The 18,980-nt window shown below is 58.2% G+C and carries 14 protein-coding genes; 10 read left to right on the top strand and 4 right to left on the bottom strand.

Going from position 1 to position 18,980, the window contains the following annotated elements; translation table 11 throughout:
• Positions 1–3: 3 nt before the first annotated feature.
• The 5 genes from P0D89_RS32785 to P0D89_RS32765 all read left to right on the top strand — a co-directional run bounded on the left by P0D89_RS32785 (position 4) and on the right by P0D89_RS32765 (position 5,349).
• On the top strand, positions 4–1,029 hold the full coding sequence (locus P0D89_RS32785) for an amidohydrolase family protein (RefSeq protein ID WP_408364034.1): 1,026 nt from the start codon (positions 4–6) through the stop codon (positions 1,027–1,029).
• 2 nt (positions 1,030–1,031) lie between these two features.
• Positions 1,032–1,715, top strand: a complete 684-nt coding sequence (gene ligK / locus P0D89_RS32780) for a 4-carboxy-4-hydroxy-2-oxoadipate aldolase/oxaloacetate decarboxylase (protein WP_408364036.1) — start codon at positions 1,032–1,034, stop codon at positions 1,713–1,715.
• A 13-nt stretch (positions 1,716–1,728) separates the two neighbouring features.
• Complete coding sequence (locus P0D89_RS32775; protein ID WP_408364038.1) at positions 1,729–2,436, top strand: substrate-binding domain-containing protein; 708 nt, start codon at positions 1,729–1,731, stop codon at positions 2,434–2,436.
• Between the two features lie 105 nt (positions 2,437–2,541).
• The gene (locus tag P0D89_RS32770) at positions 2,542–2,898 is read left to right on the top strand and encodes a hypothetical protein (RefSeq protein WP_408364040.1); all 357 of its coding nucleotides are present in this window, start codon (positions 2,542–2,544) and stop codon (positions 2,896–2,898) included.
• A 1,119-nt stretch (positions 2,899–4,017) separates the two neighbouring features.
• Complete coding sequence (locus P0D89_RS32765; protein ID WP_408364042.1) at positions 4,018–5,349, top strand: hypothetical protein; 1,332 nt, start codon at positions 4,018–4,020, stop codon at positions 5,347–5,349.
• 158 nt (positions 5,350–5,507) lie between these two features.
• Here the strand turns inward: P0D89_RS32765 and P0D89_RS32760 are convergent, their stop codons facing one another.
• Together P0D89_RS32760 and P0D89_RS32755 are read right to left on the bottom strand one after the other, a co-directional pair.
• Positions 5,508–6,407, bottom strand: a complete 900-nt coding sequence (locus tag P0D89_RS32760; protein WP_408364092.1) for an ATP-grasp fold amidoligase family protein — start codon at positions 6,405–6,407, stop codon at positions 5,508–5,510.
• Between the two features lie 150 nt (positions 6,408–6,557).
• Positions 6,558–7,481 carry a GlxA family transcriptional regulator gene (locus tag P0D89_RS32755; RefSeq protein ID WP_408364044.1) on the bottom strand — a complete coding sequence of 308 codons (924 nt, stop codon included), beginning with the start codon at positions 7,479–7,481 and terminating at the stop codon, positions 6,558–6,560.
• Positions 7,482–8,873: 1,392 nt separating this feature from the next.
• On the opposite strand from P0D89_RS32755, the gene P0D89_RS32750 reads away from it, so the two are divergent.
• The 5 genes from P0D89_RS32750 to P0D89_RS32730 all read left to right on the top strand — a co-directional run bounded on the left by P0D89_RS32750 (position 8,874) and on the right by P0D89_RS32730 (position 16,433).
• Complete coding sequence (locus P0D89_RS32750; RefSeq protein ID WP_408364046.1) at positions 8,874–11,207, top strand: polysaccharide biosynthesis tyrosine autokinase; 2,334 nt, start codon at positions 8,874–8,876, stop codon at positions 11,205–11,207.
• Between the two features lie 63 nt (positions 11,208–11,270).
• Positions 11,271–12,395 (top strand): glycosyltransferase family 4 protein, encoded by a 1,125-nt coding sequence (locus P0D89_RS32745; protein WP_408364048.1) that lies wholly within the window; start codon positions 11,271–11,273, stop codon positions 12,393–12,395.
• 426 nt (positions 12,396–12,821) lie between these two features.
• On the top strand, positions 12,822–13,832 hold the full coding sequence (locus P0D89_RS32740; RefSeq protein WP_408364050.1) for a glycosyltransferase family 2 protein: 1,011 nt from the start codon (positions 12,822–12,824) through the stop codon (positions 13,830–13,832).
• A 28-nt stretch (positions 13,833–13,860) separates the two neighbouring features.
• Positions 13,861–15,177 (top strand): lipopolysaccharide biosynthesis protein, encoded by a 1,317-nt coding sequence (locus P0D89_RS32735; protein WP_408364052.1) that lies wholly within the window; start codon positions 13,861–13,863, stop codon positions 15,175–15,177.
• A gap of 65 nt (positions 15,178–15,242) precedes the next feature.
• The gene (locus P0D89_RS32730; RefSeq protein ID WP_408364054.1) at positions 15,243–16,433 is read left to right on the top strand and encodes a glycosyltransferase family 4 protein; all 1,191 of its coding nucleotides are present in this window, start codon (positions 15,243–15,245) and stop codon (positions 16,431–16,433) included.
• Here P0D89_RS32730 and P0D89_RS32725 read toward each other — a convergent pair.
• The gene (locus P0D89_RS32725; protein WP_408364056.1) at positions 16,409–17,044 is read right to left on the bottom strand and encodes a phosphatase PAP2 family protein; all 636 of its coding nucleotides are present in this window, start codon (positions 17,042–17,044) and stop codon (positions 16,409–16,411) included. The two genes, P0D89_RS32730 and P0D89_RS32725, sit on opposite strands and share 25 nt — an antisense overlap.
• Positions 17,045–17,125: 81 nt before the next feature.
• Positions 17,126–18,376, bottom strand: coding sequence for an O-antigen ligase family protein (locus P0D89_RS32720; protein WP_408364058.1), 1,251 nt, complete (start codon positions 18,374–18,376; stop codon positions 17,126–17,128).
• Positions 18,377–18,980: the final 604 nt, after the last annotated feature.

Raw genomic sequence — 18,980 nt, 5'->3', positions numbered from 1 at the left:
ACGGTGATCATCGACATTCACGGCCACTACACCACCGCGCCGAAAGCGTTGGAGTCGTGGCGCAACCGCCAGATCGCGGGCATCAAGAATCCGTCCGCGATGCCGAAGGTGTCGGAATTGCAGATCAGCGACGACGAGCTGCGCGAATCGATCGAAAACAATCAGTTGAAGCTGATGCGCGAGCGCGGTCTCGACCTGACGATCTTCAGCCCGCGCGCGAGCTTCATGGCGCACCACATCGGCGACGCGCAGATTTCCAGCACATGGGCCGCGATCTGCAACGAGCTGTGCTACCGGGTGAGCCAACTCTTTCCGGACAATTTCGTTCCGGCGGCGATGTTGCCGCAAAGCCCCGGTGTGGACACTGCCACATGCATCCCGGAACTGGTCAAGTGCGTCGAGCAGTACGGCAATGTGGCGATCAATCTGAACCCCGATCCGTCGGGCGGCCATTGGACCAGCCCGCCGCTGTCCGATCGCTACTGGTATCCGATCTACGAGAAGATGGTCGAGTACGACATTCCGGCGATGGTTCACGTGAGCACGAGTTGCAACGCCTGCTTTCACACTACCGGATCGCATTACCTCAATGCGGATACCACCGCGTTCATGCAGTGCCTGACGTCGGACCTGTTCCGCGACTTTCCAACCCTGCGCTTCGTGATACCGCATGGCGGCGGCGCGGTGCCGTACCACTGGGGCCGTTTTCGCGGACTCGCGCAGGAGCTGAAAAAACCGCTGCTGAAGGATCATCTGCTGAACAACATCTTCTTCGATACCTGTGTCTATCATCAGCCGGGCATCGATCTGCTGACGCGCGTGATCCCCGTCGACAACATTCTGTTCGCGAGCGAAATGATCGGCGCGGTGCGCGGCATCGATCCGGAGACAGGCCACTATTTCGACGACACGAAGCGCTATATCGAAGCGGCGCACGTCGATGCGCAAGAGCGTCACAAGATTTACGAAGGAAATGCGCGGCGTGTCTATCCGCGCCTGGATGCATTGCTTCAATCGAAGGGACAGTAATCATGTACGAACTTGGAGTCGTCTATCGCAACATCCGGCGCGCGGACGTCGACGTTGCCGCGAAACTCGGCGCGCTCGGCTCGGCGACCGTGCACGAGGCGATGGGGCGCACGGGTCTGCTGAAGCCGTATATGCGGCCTATCTATGTCGGCGCGCGCGCGAGCGGCACGGCGGTCACGGTGCTGCTGCAACCGGGCGACAACTGGATGCTGCACGTCGCAGCCGAGCAGATTCGCCCGGGTGACGTCGTCGTCGCCGGGGTCACGGCAGACTGCACGGATGGCTATTTCGGCGACCTGCTGGCGACGAGCTTCAAGGCGCGCGGCGCGCATGCGTTGATCATCGACGCCGGCGTGCGCGACGTGAGCGCGCTCACCGAGATGAACTTTCCGGTCTGGAGCAAGGCTATCTCGGCGAAAGGCACGGTCAAGGCGACGCTCGGTTCGGTGAACATTCCCGTGGTGTGCGCAGGCGCGCTGGTCACGCCGGGCGATGTGGTCGTCGCGGACGACGATGGCGTAGCGGTGGTGCCGGCGGCGTCGGCGCAAGCAGTGCTCGAAAAAGCGGCCACCCGCGAAGCAAACGAAAGCGAAAAGCGCGCGAAGCTGGCCTCCGGCGTGCTGGGTTTGGATATGTACAACATGCGCGGGCCTCTGGAACAGGCTGGGCTGCGCTACAAAGATTAATAGGGCAGTCACCATGGTCAGCGGTCAAACCGGACGCAAGCCGATCACCGGCATTTCGTCGATGGCCACGCGCCAGGTGCTGGCCGAACTCGCGGGGAGCTACGAGCGTCTGTCGGGGCAGCCGGTTGCGATCGAGTCGGTCGGCGGCGTCGACGCGGCCCGGCGTGTTCAGAATGGCGAAGCATTCGACTTCGTCGTGCTGGCGGCGGACGCGCTCGACCGGTTGGCCGCCGCAGGCCGCGTCGATCCAGCGAGCCGGGTCGACCTTGCACGCTCTGGCATTGCGATTGCGATCGCGGCAGGGCAGGCGCGTCCGGACATCGGCAGCGAAGCGGCGCTTCGCGAGTCCATTCTCGGGACGCGCAACATCGGCCATTCGACAGGGCCCAGCGGCACGCATCTGACGCGGCTGTTCGAACGTTGGGGCATAGCCGGGCTCATCGCGCCGCGCATCGTGCAGGCGCCGCCTGGTGTCCCGGTCGCAGCGCTGGTCGCGCGCGGGGATGTCGCGCTGGGCTTTCAGCAATTGAGCGAATTGATCCACTTGCCTGGCATCGACGTGGTCGGCTCGCTGCCGCCTGATATTCAAGCCACCACCGTGTTCGCCGCAGCCGCTTGCACCGCGACGAGTCAGCGCGAGGCCGTGCAGGCGCTGCTGACTTTTTTGACATCGCGCGAGGGCGATGCCGCCAAGTCGCGAAACGGTATGGAGCCCGCCTGATCGAAGTACACCCCGTAGCTCCAACGCTCCAGTTCGCGTCCGGACACCCGCCGGCCCGGACGACGCAGCGAGGGGCGTGCGGCGCGGACCGGCGTGCGGCGCTGCGTGACGACGCCCGGCGCCCTGCGGGCGCGGCGCGATCTGCAGCATGACATCTTTGCGCTGATCGAGTCGTATGAAGTGGAGGCGGGCGGCCCGGCGGGTGAGGGTGTCCTCGCTGAGCGCGTACGACCAGCCGTCTTTGCTACGCAACGCCTCGGCTATAAGGTTCTTGCCGCTTGTTGGGTTATTGACGCGACAACGCAGGAGCGAATGAACGTGGCCGCACCCACGGATGCATCGCCTGATGAGTTGGCGAACGCCGCGACTGTGCTGGAAGAGATCATCGTGACATTGCGAGCCGATGGAACTGGTCCGGCCGCGTTTCAGCACCTACCGGAATTTCTGCGTGGCGAGATATAGAGGAGTTGAGGGAGTCGCTCGCGTGCGGGTCATTGGATAGCGGCGCGAATGCGCAGCGCGGCGAAGACGGACAGCATAGTGCAGCGTCTCCTGAAGTTGTTCAGGCGGTTGCACTGACTCAGGGGCTCACTGGATGCCTCGGCGCGACGCCGACCGGCCACGCGTGCGTTTGTAATGCGGTGCGCTGGTTTTTCGCGTTGGCCTGAACGAAGGCGGCATTCGTGTGAAGGCGTAAAGACCTTGGGCACAATTTTATACGGCCACGATTTAATCGCTTTGCATCCTTATTCATGGATGTTTGCCGAATCAGCTTGTTTATTATCGTATTAATACTCCCGGCTGCTTCAAATAATTCTGAATAACACTTTAACAGCACGGTGCGGCAAGCAGCCATCTCCGAGGAAAATGTAAGGGCTCGTAACGAAAGTTGACTTTCGAATAGTGTACTGGTTAGTTCAATCATTGTTCTTCCCTTTATCGAGCAAATTTTCACGCTCGCAATAAATTTGAAAGGGAATTGATGACGCATCCGTTTGAAATGCCAGGCTTCGAGATGCCTTTGTTATAGGGTCGAAATGTCAAATTTTCCGGTCATCCATCCTCTTATGATCATGAGAAAGTAGAAATCTTGACGCGGCAAGAAATTATTAGAAATATTTATGCTATTTGGCCTAAAAGTACTACTTCTTCTGTTGGAAACCGCCACTTCCGCGTACTATTCACCCCGGTCGACGCGTTTGTGGGAATAATTTGCTGAGAAGGTCGGACGTGTTCGCCCGTTAAGCAAACGTTTGCGCAGCGTCTGACGCACTTTTTCGCACGGCAGCAGTAATCGTAGTTCGGTGTTTCCTCTGATTGTCAAACGCGGTTGATGTGCGGCTCGGCTCGCCATTGGCGATCACCGGTACTCGTCGATTGCATTGCCGCATCCAGGCAAGTTCACGTTCGGCATTCAATCAGAAGTCAGTGCTGCACCCGGAATGTGCTAGAGACTATTCATTTTTAAGTAGTGCGAAGTGGGAATGAATATTCACCGGCGCATTGAATAATTCGAACTTCCAAAAAATAATATTTGGACTTTTTTCGAGAGCATTTTCTCGATTGTGGAAATAATTCGACATGGTAAAGCGACGTCAATTTCTTGGTTGCCTGACGGCATTTGGTGGAAGCGTTCTTTTGAGCGCATGCGGTGGCGGAGGTTCTGAAGACGGCAGTGGTAACACGTCTGCATCCTCAAACGCTAAAGCAACGACAACGGCGCGTGCGAGCACCGGCGCCGCGAGCGGCACGGTCATGCCGCCGGCGTCATCCATCACGGACAACGCAGGCGGAGTCTGGACAGTTTCCAACGGCATCATCTACAAGAATGGCGTCGCCGTCGGTCCCAATTTCAACGTGGCGCTCGTACTTTGGTACGGCGGCAGGATGTATCACTGCAACACGGGTGGCCAGTTTTACGTGAATGCAGAGGTTGCCAATGCATGGCTGCCTTGCGCCGACCCGCGCCTTGCTGTCGCGCAGACCGCGGGTGGCTTCTACGGTATGAATGGGCACTTCGATTACACGTACACGCCCGCACAACTGGTCACGATCTTGAAGGCGATGGGCTGCACGAGCTACCGCGTCGGTTGCACGTCCGACCCCACGCAAATCAATGCAGTGGCCAAGCTCGCGCAAACTTTCCAGTCGGCCGGAATCCAGTTGCTCGTGTTGATCAACCAGGGCCTCTACGACAGCAGCGGCAAACTCTTCTCCGGCGAGTCGACTGCTTATAGCGCTGCCTACTCAACAGGCTCAACGGTCGCACGTGCGCTGATGCCGTACGGCGTGACCATGTATGAATGCGGCAATGAGCTGACACGCGATGGCGCCATTATTCTGGATTCCACCAACGCAGGCACGAAGGCACTTGACTTCAACAATGCGAACTGGCCTGTAATGCGTGGCGTGATGCGCGGCATGATCGATGGGGTGAAGTCGGTCCAATCTTCTGCGAAGTGTGGTATCAACTTCTGCGTGAACGATATTGGCGCGTCCGACGCGTTGTGGGAGGGTACTCAACCGGACGGCAGCAGCGGCTATCCAACGGTACGCTGGGATATCACCACGTGGCACAACTATGAAGTGTACGGCGATATTTTCAACATCGGCACTGACGGCGCTGGTCCTGGAATCGATCTGCCGGCGTACTGCAAGGCCCGATACGGCGTGCCATTCATGATCACCGAATGGAACGCGAGCCCTGAACAAACCGAGACGTACCGGGCGAACTACATCACCACACAACTGAACGAGTTCTATCAGGCGAGAAAGACTCACAACATCCAGTCGGTGATGTACTACGTGCTCGATAGCGGAAACGAAACGTTCGGCATTATGATGAACGGCACGCCGATCAATCCGTCTTATAGCGCATTTACGAGCTTCACCGCGAGCAACCCGGACAACTAAGCGGACGAGAACTCTTCGCGGACAATGAATCTGGCCTCCCTTCGCTTCGGCAAAGGGAGGCCGCGTTGTTTTGCTCCTGCTTTAATTCGACCGGCAGCGCGTGCTCCCGCAAGCGGCGTCATCCAATACGTCGCCGTCTTTTGCGTCGCACGTCCAGTTCAAACCAGCAACTTTCCCCAATCGTAGTCGACGCGGTCAGGTGTGAACGGCAATACGCCAGCGCCCGGTGTGAACGTCAACTCGCCGAAGTACACCAGGTTATCTGGCGCGTACAGATCCACGCGAACATAGTCGAAGTCTTCGCACAAGGTGAGTGCCGCGTTCAGCACCGAGTCCAGATTCGTTGGGCGCGGCGCGGGCGCGGCGCTTCTTTTGTAGAAGCCGATCGCGATGTCGAGATGATTCCAGTCGACGTCGTACACGTCGCCATGCGTCGCGCTTCCGAATCGATCCGATATCACGAGGATGTAGATGATCGGCCGACCCGGCCGTCCGTTGAAGCAGTGCAGCTTGAAATCCGCCGGTATCTGGCCGCGCTGGTCCAGAAGCAACTGCTCGAAGAAGATGCGCGGCCTGATCGTGCGGTAGTGCCGCTCGCGTGCAATGTCGTAAAAGTCGGTGGCCAACCACTGCGCTGCACGAAGTTGCAGTTTTTCGAAAGACGTTTCCGACTTGTCTCTCACTACTTCGACGAAGCTGCTGCCGTGATTCGCCTTCATCACAAAGGCATTCGGCAGAGCGTCGAACACCTCGCGCGTGAACACATCCGGCGCCGCGATCAACGGTATCAGATGCTCCTCGCCGATCTTGCCGGCGATGTATTCACGAACCAGGAGCTTGTCGGTCAACTTGATGTAGCGAGGATCGGGTCTGAGACTGCGTTGCAGAATCTTTTCGTTGAAGGTGGTCGGGCGAAGCAGGTTGGGATAACGGCCAATGCATTTGTGATGCAACAGACTCAGGAAAAGCGCATCCGGCAGCACGGACTTCGCCGCTTCCTTCATTCTTCTGACAAGAGGGACCGAGTGCGGCTGCAGCTGATAAAGATCTATCGGCATTCGTCCCACCTCGGCGGCCGCATTATCTTCGGATGCCACAGCTTCCTGGCGGATCGAGGCGGATGCGGGGGCTTCGCCATCGAACTGGGCGGACTTGATTGTCGTCATGTGTGATCCATAACTGGTGGCGTTGCGAAGCTTGTTCGACGCTCAAGGGGCTTCACGCACTATCTCAGTTGCGGCGCTCCAACTTTCCTCATGTGCCAGGCACCGTTCTTCGGACTCGAAATGTTGCCGGGCGCGAAATTGAGTGGGCGACATGCCGTAGCGTTCCTTGAAGAGCCGGCCCAGCCGGTTGCCGTCGCCCATTCCACATCGCCGTGCAATCTTGTCGACTGGCAAGTCAGTATTGCGCAGCATCGACGACACGACCTCGAAGCGCGTACGCAACAGATATTCGAGAGGTGTCATACCGAATTCGCACTTGAAGCGGCGCTGGAAATTGCGCTTGCTCATGGCCGCACATTCGGCGGCCTGGGCGACCGAAATCGCCTTGCTATAGTTCTCCTTGATCCAGCGTGCCGACTCGCGGATCTTCTCGGTGGTAGTGGTGATGTTCGCGTCGTCGAGGTCCGGTTTGTTCTTCTCGTTATAGCTCGTCTGCAGAATGCGGGCGATCTTCCGGGCGATGTCGGAACTCAAATCGCGCTCGATCTGCGCAAGCGCCAGGTCGGTAGGCGTCACACCGCCACCGTCCTGCATGACGCCGCTCCTGTCGTCGAACAGAAAGATGGGCACAGTCGATTGCAACGGATTGCGGCACACGACCGCGAGATTCGCGCCTTGCTGGATGCGAACCGAAGCGATCGATCCTTGCTGGGAAATCCACGCAAGAAAGCGATCGTTAGATTCCGCGGTTTCGGCCGCGTCACGGCAAGCGACAAAGAAAGCATGGAAATCCGAGAGGCTGTAACGTTTGAGACTTTGCGTCCAGATCGAAATGCTGGAGGACGTAGTCACCACGCCGCCTTCGTCCGACAGCACGGAGAACCTGTATGGAAGTTGCTGGCCTGCATCCTTCTCGAACTCGTTGGCAAGCCGGAAAGCATCACCGATAGCTCCGATGGTTGTCATCGAACAGTTCTGAAAAACCAAGAGACCAATGTGTTTCATAGCTTTCATCCATTCCGATGCTCATTGACGCGTGGCGCAAAAAGATCTGCGGAAGTCGTCCGGCTGTTCTCCCAACAGGCCAATCACTCCAGTTGCGAGATTAACGCATCGAAATTTCCAGGACGAACTTGGCTGGTATTCGCGGGTGTTTTGGCGTAATAGTCATAGCGAGAGAAATTCTTACCTCGCAATTTGAGAAAAAGCGTTCTAATATCCATTCCCACGAGAAACTTTTTCCGTGACTACTGCGCGGACCGAACGCGGACGCAAAGCCTTACTACAGGCTCTACGCGTGACATGGCAAGGGCTGCTGCCCGGAATGGCGTTCAAAACAGAGGTTCTCTTTCTGTGAACTTTTTTTAAGGTTCTGTTAACGCATTTGCACTGACCCGTATAACTCTGTTACATCACTTGCAGTTAGCAACAACGCTTTCTGCGGCTGCTGCATTTGTAAAGCCCTCTGCGTAATCGGCCATTAACACCCGAATTTCTGCCGATTACGATTGAATGTTCTTTTTGCAGTCTATGCTTCACTGCAACATCCACAGAAAAAGTTAAGTCGCAATTGACTGACTTTTGAATTCGCTTGATGGAATGCTTTGTTTAACACCCCATCGCCATGGTGTGGCGATGGGATATTTCCAGTCACCGTTATCCAGGACTGCTGGATGCCGTGTCGGACTTGGCGCGCAACGCGAGCAAGCGGAACGCGGTCGCGTCACACCGTGCTGACATGGTTCTGCCGGTCCTGCGTTCGTAGCGTCGCGCAGGACATTCGTGATGCGAGGTCCATGCCGTCGCGGGACCGCATCCTGAAGATCGACGTTGCGTGGCGGCTGTCCGATTGAGAACGAACTGTCGTTACGCAAGAGTCTCGCGATTGGCGCAAAACAATTTTCTTTCGGCGTGTCCTCGGGTCTAGAGGTCGCTATCGTCGATACCACGTGAACCAAAATGTCTTCTACTTTTTCGAAGTAGGGGCAGACAATTTCCCGCAACCAGCGCAGTGCCCTCGGTTGCAAGGAATGAACTAAGCAATTATTTGGTAATACGAATGAATGGAGGATATTGATTTCTTTGATCGCTGCTGGAGAAATGAGGAATTTTGATGAAGTCGGCGGTCTCGATCGTAACAAGCGATCGAGACGAGCACCAGGCCGTACTGTCCTCCGTCGTTCAGGCCGCATCGAACACGGTTCTCCGACCTAACCCAACCCAGCACGTCACTCCGAGGTGCTGCCGGCCAGTGTCATACCCACAGCGGCCGGCAGCGGTTCCAGATTGCGAACTGGTGGTGCAGCGGAGCAATATCGAATCGTTACTCTGCCCATCGAAAAATGGAAGGATCAAGCGGTGGATTACTACCCTCTGAATTCGCTCTCTTCGGCTGCCAGCACTGAGCGTGGCCAACTCAGCGTGCGTGGGATGCTCACGCTGATGCGGGATCACGTTTGGGAAATTGTGGTCACGACGGTCGTTGTTCTGACGTTGGCAGTGGCCTATCTACTCATTGCAACGCCGATCTATTCCGCTGACGTTCTGGTGCGAGTCGACCCGCCGGAGCCGAACGCGCTTGGTCTCGCGTTGCAGAATGAGATGCTTCCACCGGCCTCGCCGTCTCCTACGACGGAGATGGCCGTCATGCGAAGTCGGTCCGTGCTCGATCCGGTGATCGACAAATTCCGCTTCGACGTGTCGGTGACGCCGCACAAGCTGCCTGTTCTGGGCGACATCGCCGAGAAGTTCGCGACACCGGGAGAGCCGTCAGCGCCCTGGCTGGGATTGAAGTCTTTCGCATGGGGCGGCGAGCGCGTTCAGATCGGTGGGCTGGAGGTGCCGCGGGAACTCGAGGAAGAGAAGCTGACCTTGATCGCTCTCGAGAACGGCGCTTATGAATTGCGCGGACCTTCCGACGAACTTCTCGTGAAGGGCGCAGTGGGCAAGACCGTAATGGACAACGGCGTGTCCCTGCTCGTGAAGGAGCTGGACGCGCGGCCGGGCACGAAATTCCAGGTGATTCGCTGGAATGAACTCGACGCAATCAAGCGATTCGAGGAGCTGGTCAAGGTTAGCGACAAGGTGAAGGACTCGGGTCTTCTCCAGATAGAGTACGCGGACAAGAGTCCGGACAAGGCGACCGAGGTGGCCAATGCGCTGGCTCAGCAGTATCTTGCGACCGCCATTGCGACCCGCCAGCTCAACGACACGACTACGCTCGCGTTCATCAACGGCGAGCTGCCCCGTTTGCTCGCGGATCTGAGGCAAGCCGAGGACGCACTCAAGCACTTCCGCTCGAACTCGCAGTCCATGCAGCCGACAGCCGAGGCGCAAGCCTATCTGCAGGGAGGCCTGGACCTCGACAAGCAGATTGCGGGCCTGCAACTGCAACGCACACAACTGCTCGAACGATACAGACCGGATAGCCGCTGGATACAGAATATCGACACGCAACTTGCGCAATTGAAGGACGCGAAGGCGAAATTCGATGGCCACTTTAGCGGCATGCCGTCGTCCGAACGTGAGAGTGTCGATCTCCTTCGTGCGCAGAAGGTCGCGGAAACGATTTATCTCGGGATGGTCCAGAAGGCCGAACAATTGCAGGTCCGGCGCGCCAGCACGACGGGCGGAGCGCATGTCGTCGACCAGGCGATCAGGCCGCATCGTCCAGTCAAGCCGCAGCCAGCACTGGTTCTTTCGGGGGGGCTGGTGCTGGGTCTGGTGTCAGGCGTGGTGCTCGTCTTCATGCGCCGCCACGTGTTGACCGGCGTGACGGACCCCCGATACGTCGAACGTCGAATGAGCGTGCCGGTTTTCGGCGAGATTCTGTTCAGTCAGCAACAACTTCTGCTCGATCGCGTTTCGGCGGGCTCGAGTCGCAAATTACTGGCGGGTCTGGGAGGGAAAAGCAGTCTGCCATTCCAGAAGGCCCCACCTGAAATGCAGTTCCGCCGCAGTGCGGCCGGGGTGGGGGCCACGGCAGTTTCTCCAGGCGACGCCAACAGCAGGGTCCTCGCGGCACGTTTTCCACACGACACTTCGGTTGAGGCACTTCGCGCGGTACGCACGGCGCTCACACGCGATCTGGCGCACGCGCGCAACAACGTCCTGATGGTGATCGGACCCACGCCTTCCGCGGGAAAGAGCTTTATCGCGGCAAATCTCGCGATTCTGCACGCGGAGATCGGCTCGCGAGTCGTTCTGATCGACGCCGATATGCGGCGAGGCCACCTGGCGTCGCTGTTCGAAGGCACCAACCGCGGCGGCCTGTCGGAAGTGCTCGCCGAGCGGATGCCTTTGCGCAACGCATTGCGGCCCACGGGTATCGACGGCTTGACGTTCCTGTCGTGTGGGGTGCGCCCCGAGAACCCCGCCGCATTGCTGATGAAGCCCCGCTTCAAGGATGTATTGGAGCGGCTCGCGGGCCAGTACGATCTGGTGATCATCGATACGCCGCCCTTTCTCGCGGTCACGGACGCTTCCATCATTGCGAGTGAAGCTGGCGCGTCCTTGCTCGTGCTGCGCTCCGGGATGCAGAGCGAGGAGGAAATCGCGGACACGGTCAAGAAGATGGAACGTGCCGAAGGGCGAATTTCAGGCGCGGTCTTCAATGGGATTCCGTTGCGGCGAAGTACCCGGAATTACGGCTATGCGACGAACTACGCCAGCGATCTCGAAACCACGCATTGATCTCGCCCGGTCGTAAGCCAGTTGCAGCCAGTAGCTTCGTGACGGCGTCAAACGGAGAATCCGATGGCCTTTGCAATCAACGGAAAGTTCACTTCGCAGCCTGTCACCGGTGTTCAGCGGGTGGCGTACGAACTCACGAGAGCAATGCAGATGGACGCGAGGATCGGTGACGAACTGGAAGTGTTCGTGCCGCAAAACGCCATGGAACCGGGGACGCTGCTCAAGCACCTGCGCCGCTTCCCGTGGTTGCGCGGCACCCTTTGGGAGCAGATCACGCTGCCCATTGCAGCCCGAGGCATGACGCTGCTCAATCTGTGCAATACCAATCCGCTCTTCAAGCGCGGACAGGTCGTGATGGTTCACGACATGGCGATCTACGATGTGCCGCATGGCTTCTCCCGCAGGTTCCGGCTCTGGTACCGGATATGCTTCGCGATGCTGCGGCGCACGCACCCTATGATCCTGACGGTGTCGACCTTCTCGAAGTCGCGTATTTGCCATCACCTGAAGATCGATGAGTCACGCATCGCGGTTGTTCATCCCGCTGCGGATCACCTCGACCGTATCGCGGCGAACCCGGCTGTTCTAGGCCGTCTCGGGCTTGCGAGAGATGGCTACTGTGTGATCGTCGGCAGCCTTGATCCGCGCAAGAATCTGCAGCGTGTTCTCGAAGCGGTCGGCAAGCTCGAACATTTGTCGGAACTCAAGTTCGTCGTCGTGGGCGGCAGGAACTCGCGCATCTTCCACACTGACGCTGCGCAGCATACCGGCAATGCGGCGCACTCCAGCCAGGTCGTGTGGGCGGGCTTCGTGTCGGATGGCGAATTGAAGGCGCTGTACGAGAACGCAGGCTGCCTGATTTTTCCGTCGTTGTATGAAGGATTCGGATTGCCGCCGCTCGAAGCGATGTACTGCGGCTGCCCCGTGATTGCATCGTCGAGCACAGCGATACCCGAAGCATGCGGCGACGCCGCGATGTATTGCGATGCGACTTCGGCGGACGATATTGCCGCGAAGATTTCGCGGATGATGAACGATGCTGAACTGCGGCAGCGCCACCGGACAATGGGCTTGCTGCATGCCCGCGAATTTCGTTGGGAATACTCGGCGCAGAAAGCTCTCGAGATCCTCTACGGGACGACCGGCGACCGCCTGCACGATTTGACGCCCAGCGCGTCGACGAGTTAGCGCATATGTTCATGGGAACGCGAATGAATCGCGTAGCGAATAGCATCAGCAGACGGCGGGTGTTGCGCTCACTCGCGGCGATCCGGCCCAGCGGTTCGTGCCGGTCGCCGAGCGACTTGCAGATGAGGCGCGCGATGGGAGTCAGTTGGTGGCGCGGCTCGGTGGAACCCGGCCAACCGAATGGACCGCGCGATCCAATGCATCCCAGATCCGGGGTTCGCTTGAATCTGCCAGTTCAGGTCAATGGAGCTGGCAACAATCCGCCCAGGGACTTCGCGTATTTCGTTGTCCGTCGCGCGGTGTAGCCATTCGAATAGAACGGTCCACGCCCAGTTCGAATGAGTCGTCGTAGTTGCGGGTGTGTCGTCAGTTTCACGGTTGTCGGATTCCGACTAAGCCGAATCTTTTGGATAGCGTCGAGACATCATGAAACAGGTCGCCGTTGTGATTTGCAACTACAACTACGAACACTATCTCGCCGCGTCGATCGACTCGGCGCTGGCGCAGGACTATCCAGCAACGACTGTGGTGGTCATCGACGACGGTTCCACCGACGGCTCACGCGCAATCATCGAACAGTACGGCACGCGCATTTCGTCTGTCTTCAAGAAGAACGGTGGTCAGGTCTCCGCGTACAACTACGCGATCGAAGCGCTCGGAACGGAGTACGTGATCTTCCTCGATTCGGATGACGTGCTGTACCCGAGCGCCGTTTCCGAAGTGATGCGGCTCTTCGCGGACGGAAACTGGGCCAAGGTGCAATTCCGCCTCGATGTGATGGATGGCGCGGGACTGCCCACCGGCGCGTATGTCCCTCATAGCGAGCCGCCGGCCGACTGCGGAAAACTGCTGATGGGCGGCTGGCTTTATCCGTCGCCGCCTGCGTCGGGCAATGCATATCGCGTAAGCGCGTTGCGGCGCATCTTTCCCGTTCCGGAGGAGGGCGTCAACCGTTACGGCGCGGACTTTTATGCAATCTACGGTGTGGCCTTGAGTGGCCCTATCGCGACGGTTCCGAAGTCGCTTGGCGGCTACCGCGTGCATAACGCCGACAGCGCCACGGTGTCGTTCGCCAACTCGGAGCAGATCAACAAGGCGCCGAGGGCGTTCAACATGCGGTGGGCGATCTTGAGGAATATCGCCAGAGCGCGGCTGCAACTGGAGCTTCCGCCGACATTTCATGACTTCTCACATGAGAAAGCGTCCTTCTGTTCGAGCGTTTATCACGCGACCTTTCTGACACGCTGGCGCTGGATGCTGCGCGACTCTCGCGGCTATTTGCATACGATCGTCGCGAACCCGTTCTGGAGCATCAAGAAGAAGGTCGGCACGCTGGTGCTTTCAAGTTTGTGTCTTGTGCCTTACTCACCGTTGTCCGACTTCGTGGTGCGTTATATCTCCAACCCGCTTGCCCGCCGTCGCGCGGCTGGGCGCTGAAGTCCGGAACGCGCGTAAGGAGAGCGGTATGGATAGACCCGCGAACGCTAACGTTATTGCGTTTGTCTATGGTGGATATTTGATGAGGTATGTCTATCTCCTCATCGTCGTGCCGCTTTATGGAAGGATTCTCGGCGTTGCGGAGTACGGCCGGGTACTGGCGTCGATGTCGCTGATGAATGTGATATGGATGCTCGTCGGTTATGGATTCACGTTCGTCGGCATGCGGGATGTTTCAAAGGCGCACTCCGCGGCGGAGTGCAACTCCATCTACTCGCTGCATGTCAGTGCGCGGCTCCTGATGGGTTTGCTGGGTGCCTGTATCGGTGTTGTGGGCACGATGAGTTCGCCGGTGTTGTCAGAGCGGCCGGTGATCGGTCTGCTGGCTACGGTGCTGGGTATCGTGTCGGCGCTGAACCTCGGTTGGCTGTTTCAGGGACGCCACCACTTTCGAACCCCGATCATGATCGAGGTGTTCGGCTTTGCGTTGAGCCTCGTGCTGGTGCTCAACCTCGTGAAAGGACCGGACGACGCCGTGTGGGTGCTGGCGAGTCTTCTGATCGCGGGTGTGGCGTCTTCGATCATTTCGTACGGTCTGACAACTTATCAACTAGGGTGGCCGCGTCTCAAACTCGCCGGCGTTGTTCCTCTTGTGCGAAGTTCGACAATGCTTTTTTGCTATTCGTCCGGTTCAGTCGTGTTGACGGCGTCGTCGACCTATTTGTTGACGTTGTTGTCCACGCCTGCGCAGGTAGGCTACTTCGGGGCGGCCGAACGTTTCGCCGCGATCGCACTGAGTCTGATGGGACCGGCCTCGCAAGTATTCATTCCCACCATATCGCGGCAGCTCGCGCAGGATGACAAGGACGGCGCCCATGCGACAACCCGGCGGGGCGCCATCTTGCTAATGGGTTACGGACTGCTGATTCTATGCGGCGCACTCACGCTTTCGCCTTTCGTGCTGCCTTTGATCCTGGGCCCGGCTTTCGAGCCTAGCGCCTACGTACTGCAGATTTTCGCGTGGATGTTTCCGTTCGCAGCGTTCAACGTTTTTGTCGCGTTTTATGTATTCGTGCCGCGCAGAAAAGATCGGCTGCTTGCGATCGCGGGCGCGGTGTCGGGCCTGGTCAATCTGACAGTGGCACTAATCCTTGCGCCTCGATATGGAGCAGTGGGCATGGCGTCTGCTCGGGTAGTCGGCGAAGCGACGCTGGCGATGATGCTGTTGGGCATCACGATCCGCCTCGAACTGATTGGTCTGGTGCCGGGAGCCCAGCGCGCGATGGGCATGGTCAGGATGGCGTGTGGTCTGCGGCCCCAGACGGGCACAGGGAAGGATGAATGAAGCGCGAGAATGAAAGAAGGACGATGCCCGCGTAGGTCTCGGTTGCAATCTCACAGGAGGTCGAAGTGAAAGTCGCTATTGTTCACGATTGGCTAGTTGTTTCGGGTGGAGCGGAGAAGGTGTTGAAAAACATCATCGAATGCTTCCCGAACGCGGACATTTTTTCGATTGTCGATTTTCTGGAAGACCGCGAGTGCGTGAAGGGCAAATCCGTCAACACGTCGTTCATTCAAAGGATGCCCTTTGCGCGACGACGTTACCGTGCCTACCTGCCGCTCATGCCGATCGCGATCGAGCAAGTCGATCTGTCCGGCTACGACCTCGTCATTTCCAGTTCGCACGCGGTTGCGAAGGGCGTGCTGACCGGCCCGAACCAGGTCCACATCAGTTACGTGCATTCACCCATTCGCTATGCGTGGGATTTGCAGCATCAATATCTCAGGGAGTCCCATCTAACCACCGGCATCAAATCGGCGATGGCGCGCGTGCTGCTTCATTACATTCGCGGCTGGGACTCGCGCTCGGCCAATGGCGTCGATCATCTCCTCGCGAATTCGCACTTCATCGCGCGGCGTATCAAGAAAGCCTATCAGCGGGAAGCGACCGTCATTTATCCGCCGGTCGATCTCGCCAGTCTGTCGTTATGTACACAGAAGGAAGATTTTTACGTGACCGCTTCTCGCATGGTGCCGTATAAGCGGATCGACCTGATCGTCAGAGCCTTTTCGCAAACGCCGGAACGCCGGCTGGTGGTGATCGGCGACGGTCCCGAGATGAAAAGGATCAAGTCCGTCGCCGGCGAGAACGTGACGATTCTCGGTCATCAACCTTTCGATGTGCTCGTCGACCATCTGCGTCGGGCCCGTGCGTTTGTGTTCGCGGCTGAAGAGGATTTCGGCATTTCAGTGGTGGAAGCCCAGGCATGCGGAACGCCGGTCATTGCGTTCGGCAGAGGGGGCGTGCTGGAGTCGGTCGTCGGCTTGCCGCTCGATCGGCCAACGGGCGTTTTCTTTGGCGAGCAAACACTGGAGTCGCTGCTGGAAGCAGTAAGCCGTTTTGAAGACAACGCCCATTTGTTCGACCCCCGGCAGTGCCGCCGCAATGCCGAGCGCTTTTCATCGGAGAACTTCAAGACGGCGCTGACGAGTTTCATCGACGCGCGGCTTCCGTACGCATGCGTCGAACAGTTTCTTCCGTATCCTGTCAGAGACCCGCTGTCTGTGGAAGAGCGTCATTTCGCCGACGTGGCTTCATGAGACTGAATGCCGTAGCGAACCCGTCCAAGAAAGGCCATGACGGGCGGCACGTGACTATGAAGTTGTGGTGAACGTGTTTGGATCAAGTATTCAAACGGTGCCTCGTGCCCATAGGTGAGCGAGGACACGAGCAGAAGGCTGAGGGTCGGCCAGACCGGCTTGAGGCGATCGAGCTCGACATTGACAGCGGTCCGCAGAAAGAACAACGCCATAACCACGCCCAGCACCCAGCCCGATGCCACTTCAGGCACGGAATGCGCGTGGTTCATGAGGCGGGCAATACTGGTCAACGCCCCAATGGCCATGCCGGCAACGATGCCCGGCAGCGTCGGTAGACGCCACCACTTCAACTGCAAGGTGATGGCTATCATCCAGATGGATGTCGACAGCACCGCGTGTCCACTAATCACATGGAAATCTTCGGCGGGGATGGCGATGCCCCAGCCCGCATACATCACCTTGGTTACGCCCACTATCGCGACGCCGGCGACGAGTGTCGCGACGAGGCGCAATGCCAGGCGCACATTGAATAACGCAATCCAGCCGGCGCAAAGTGCCGCTACAGGCAACGTGACGGCGGCGTCGCCGATGTTGCTAAATACATTCCACATAAATTCTCTCGCCTTCCGGTCCGTCGGTTCTTCGCTTTTTGCTAACAGCACGGCTGCAAAAGCGCTGGTCAGCCGTCCAGTTTAGTTGGGTTGGCGAGCGGCAGTTGGCCTTTGCGGTTGCGGTACGAGTGTTACCGCACTGACCGCGCGTGCCGCGAGCAGCAGCGAGATGACGAGAGTAAGGATCAGAACATTCGACGGCGATACCAGGCGATGCTCGGTTGCCGCCATCACGAGTAAGCAGACTGACGAAATCTCGACAAACCTGAATGCAGCGAAGTTCTGCCCGCCGCCCATCAGCGCGGCGGCGGCCGCGCCGTGTTTGCTCCATTCAATCAGCTTCCAGAAGAAGCTCAACATCAGCGCGAGCCCGACGATGCCGAGTTCCGCGAGGATATTCAGGTAGGAATTGTGCGCATGAGAGTCGCTATGTTCGACCGTGATGTCCGACGGCACGCCGAACAAATGGAAGTACGAGACGACACTGCCGATATGGTCGTCGAATGAGCCGAAACCGAGGCCGATGATCGGGCTTTGCTCGAAGTAGGTGAGGGCCCGCGGCCACAGCCATTCGTAGCGGATGCTCAGGTTAGCGACTTTCGCATCCTGATTCTGGATGGTAAAGGTGTAGCCCATGTAGTCGACCGTCGGCTCGGTATTGTAAATCGCCATGGCGATCGAAGCCGCCAGTATGGCGGCTATCATCGTGGCCAGCATCCAGCGCTTGCGGCCAAAGTAGAGATACGGAAGCAGGACAGCGACGCCCAGCAACGAGCCCCGGCTGTAGGTGGAGAAGAGCATCAGCGCGTTGACCGCCAGCAGCGCCAGCACCAACCTGCTACGCCTTTGCAGGTAGCACGCTACGCCCAGACAGAACAGCATTGCAAAGAACCCGCCGGCCGCGTTGCGGGCGATGAAGTAGCTGCCGAAACTGTCTTCGGCATGCGCGACAATGGCCAGTAAGCCATTCTGAAGAATGTAGTAGGCGTAGACCGGCAGGTTGATTATCACCGCGAACACGAAGAACGCGCGAAGCACCTTGTTCAGATCCCAGCGGTGCGTGTACAGGCAGCCGGCAAAGATTGGCGCATAGGAGATGAAAAAGTTGCCGTCACGCCGGTAGAAGTCGAATTCGATGAAAGAGCGAGGATCGTAGAGCAGCGTGGAGACCGTGACTAACAGCGTGAAAATGGTTAGCGGCGTAATAAATGCGGGGTAAGTTCTGCCGAAAAAACGCCATGAACAGAAGACGATCGGTACGAATCCCACTGCACTCAACGGTATCAGGTTAGTGACAGTCAGGAATAAGGCAAGTAACGATATGTAAGCCATTGCGACTCCATTAAAAACGAATGGCGCACGGTGCTTGAAGAGCCGTCCACGCGCTGAAAGCCTGCATGGAATCGGAGATGAAATGGCAGCGTGGTTTCGGCAATGGACAATATCGGTGTCCTACCTTTAAGGCCGGATTTATCGGCCCGCTTACGTGAACGGTACCACGTGTCGCAATTGATTTCCAAGCTGCACGCCTGCTTCAATCTGCAAATTCGGCCCTCACTCAAGTGCTTAAGAAAAATGCCCGACGAGCGCGGCCAAAACCTCACCTGTTCGCGCCAGAAATGCTGTGGTGCAGCGGACGCTGACTATGATTGACCTCATCGAGTACGGCGTTCGTGGCATCAGCCGGTTGGCCCAGGTCGACATGTGCATTGCTATTACGCGTGATGCCGCAACCCGCTCACGTTGGTGTTGATGTTTCGGGCCGAGCCCGATGCGAGGCCGCCGCGTGCATCTTCCGTCGCTGCAATCTGGACGGTTGGCTCAATCAGCCTGATACGAACGTCCTTTCATTCATCACAAAAGAAGGCCTCGGTGCGCGTCACATCGCTACGCGTTTGCGTAGACGTCCACAGAGCCGTACCTGGTTCGCTTCAAT

It is taken from the genome of Paraburkholderia sp. RL18-085-BIA-A (assembly GCF_046027075.1).
Lineage (GTDB): Bacteria > Pseudomonadota > Gammaproteobacteria > Burkholderiales > Burkholderiaceae > Paraburkholderia.
The sequence above is the reverse complement of the archived record's forward strand: the minus strand, read 5'-3'. Positions and strand labels throughout refer to the sequence as shown.

Bases quoted from the DNA above. Each gene is read 5' to 3' on its own strand.
- P0D89_RS32725 (WP_408364056.1), bottom strand. From the start codon at position 17,044: ATGTGGAATGTATTTAGCAACATCGGCGACGCCGCCGTCACGTTGCCT.
- P0D89_RS32735 (WP_408364052.1), top strand. From the start codon at position 13,861: ATGGATAGACCCGCGAACGCTAACGTTATTGCGTTTGTCTATGGTGGA.
- P0D89_RS32765 (WP_408364042.1), top strand. From the start codon at position 4,018: ATGGTAAAGCGACGTCAATTTCTTGGTTGCCTGACGGCATTTGGTGGA.
- P0D89_RS32720 (WP_408364058.1), bottom strand. From the start codon at position 18,376: ATGGCTTACATATCGTTACTTGCCTTATTCCTGACTGTCACTAACCTG.
- P0D89_RS32775 (WP_408364038.1), top strand. From the start codon at position 1,729: ATGGTCAGCGGTCAAACCGGACGCAAGCCGATCACCGGCATTTCGTCG.
- ligK (WP_408364036.1), top strand. From the start codon at position 1,032: ATGTACGAACTTGGAGTCGTCTATCGCAACATCCGGCGCGCGGACGTC.
- P0D89_RS32745 (WP_408364048.1), top strand. From the start codon at position 11,271: ATGGCCTTTGCAATCAACGGAAAGTTCACTTCGCAGCCTGTCACCGGT.
- P0D89_RS32755 (WP_408364044.1), bottom strand. From the start codon at position 7,481: ATGACAACCATCGGAGCTATCGGTGATGCTTTCCGGCTTGCCAACGAG.
- P0D89_RS32740 (WP_408364050.1), top strand. From the start codon at position 12,822: ATGAAACAGGTCGCCGTTGTGATTTGCAACTACAACTACGAACACTAT.
- P0D89_RS32760 (WP_408364092.1), bottom strand. From the start codon at position 6,407: ATGCCGATAGATCTTTATCAGCTGCAGCCGCACTCGGTCCCTCTTGTC.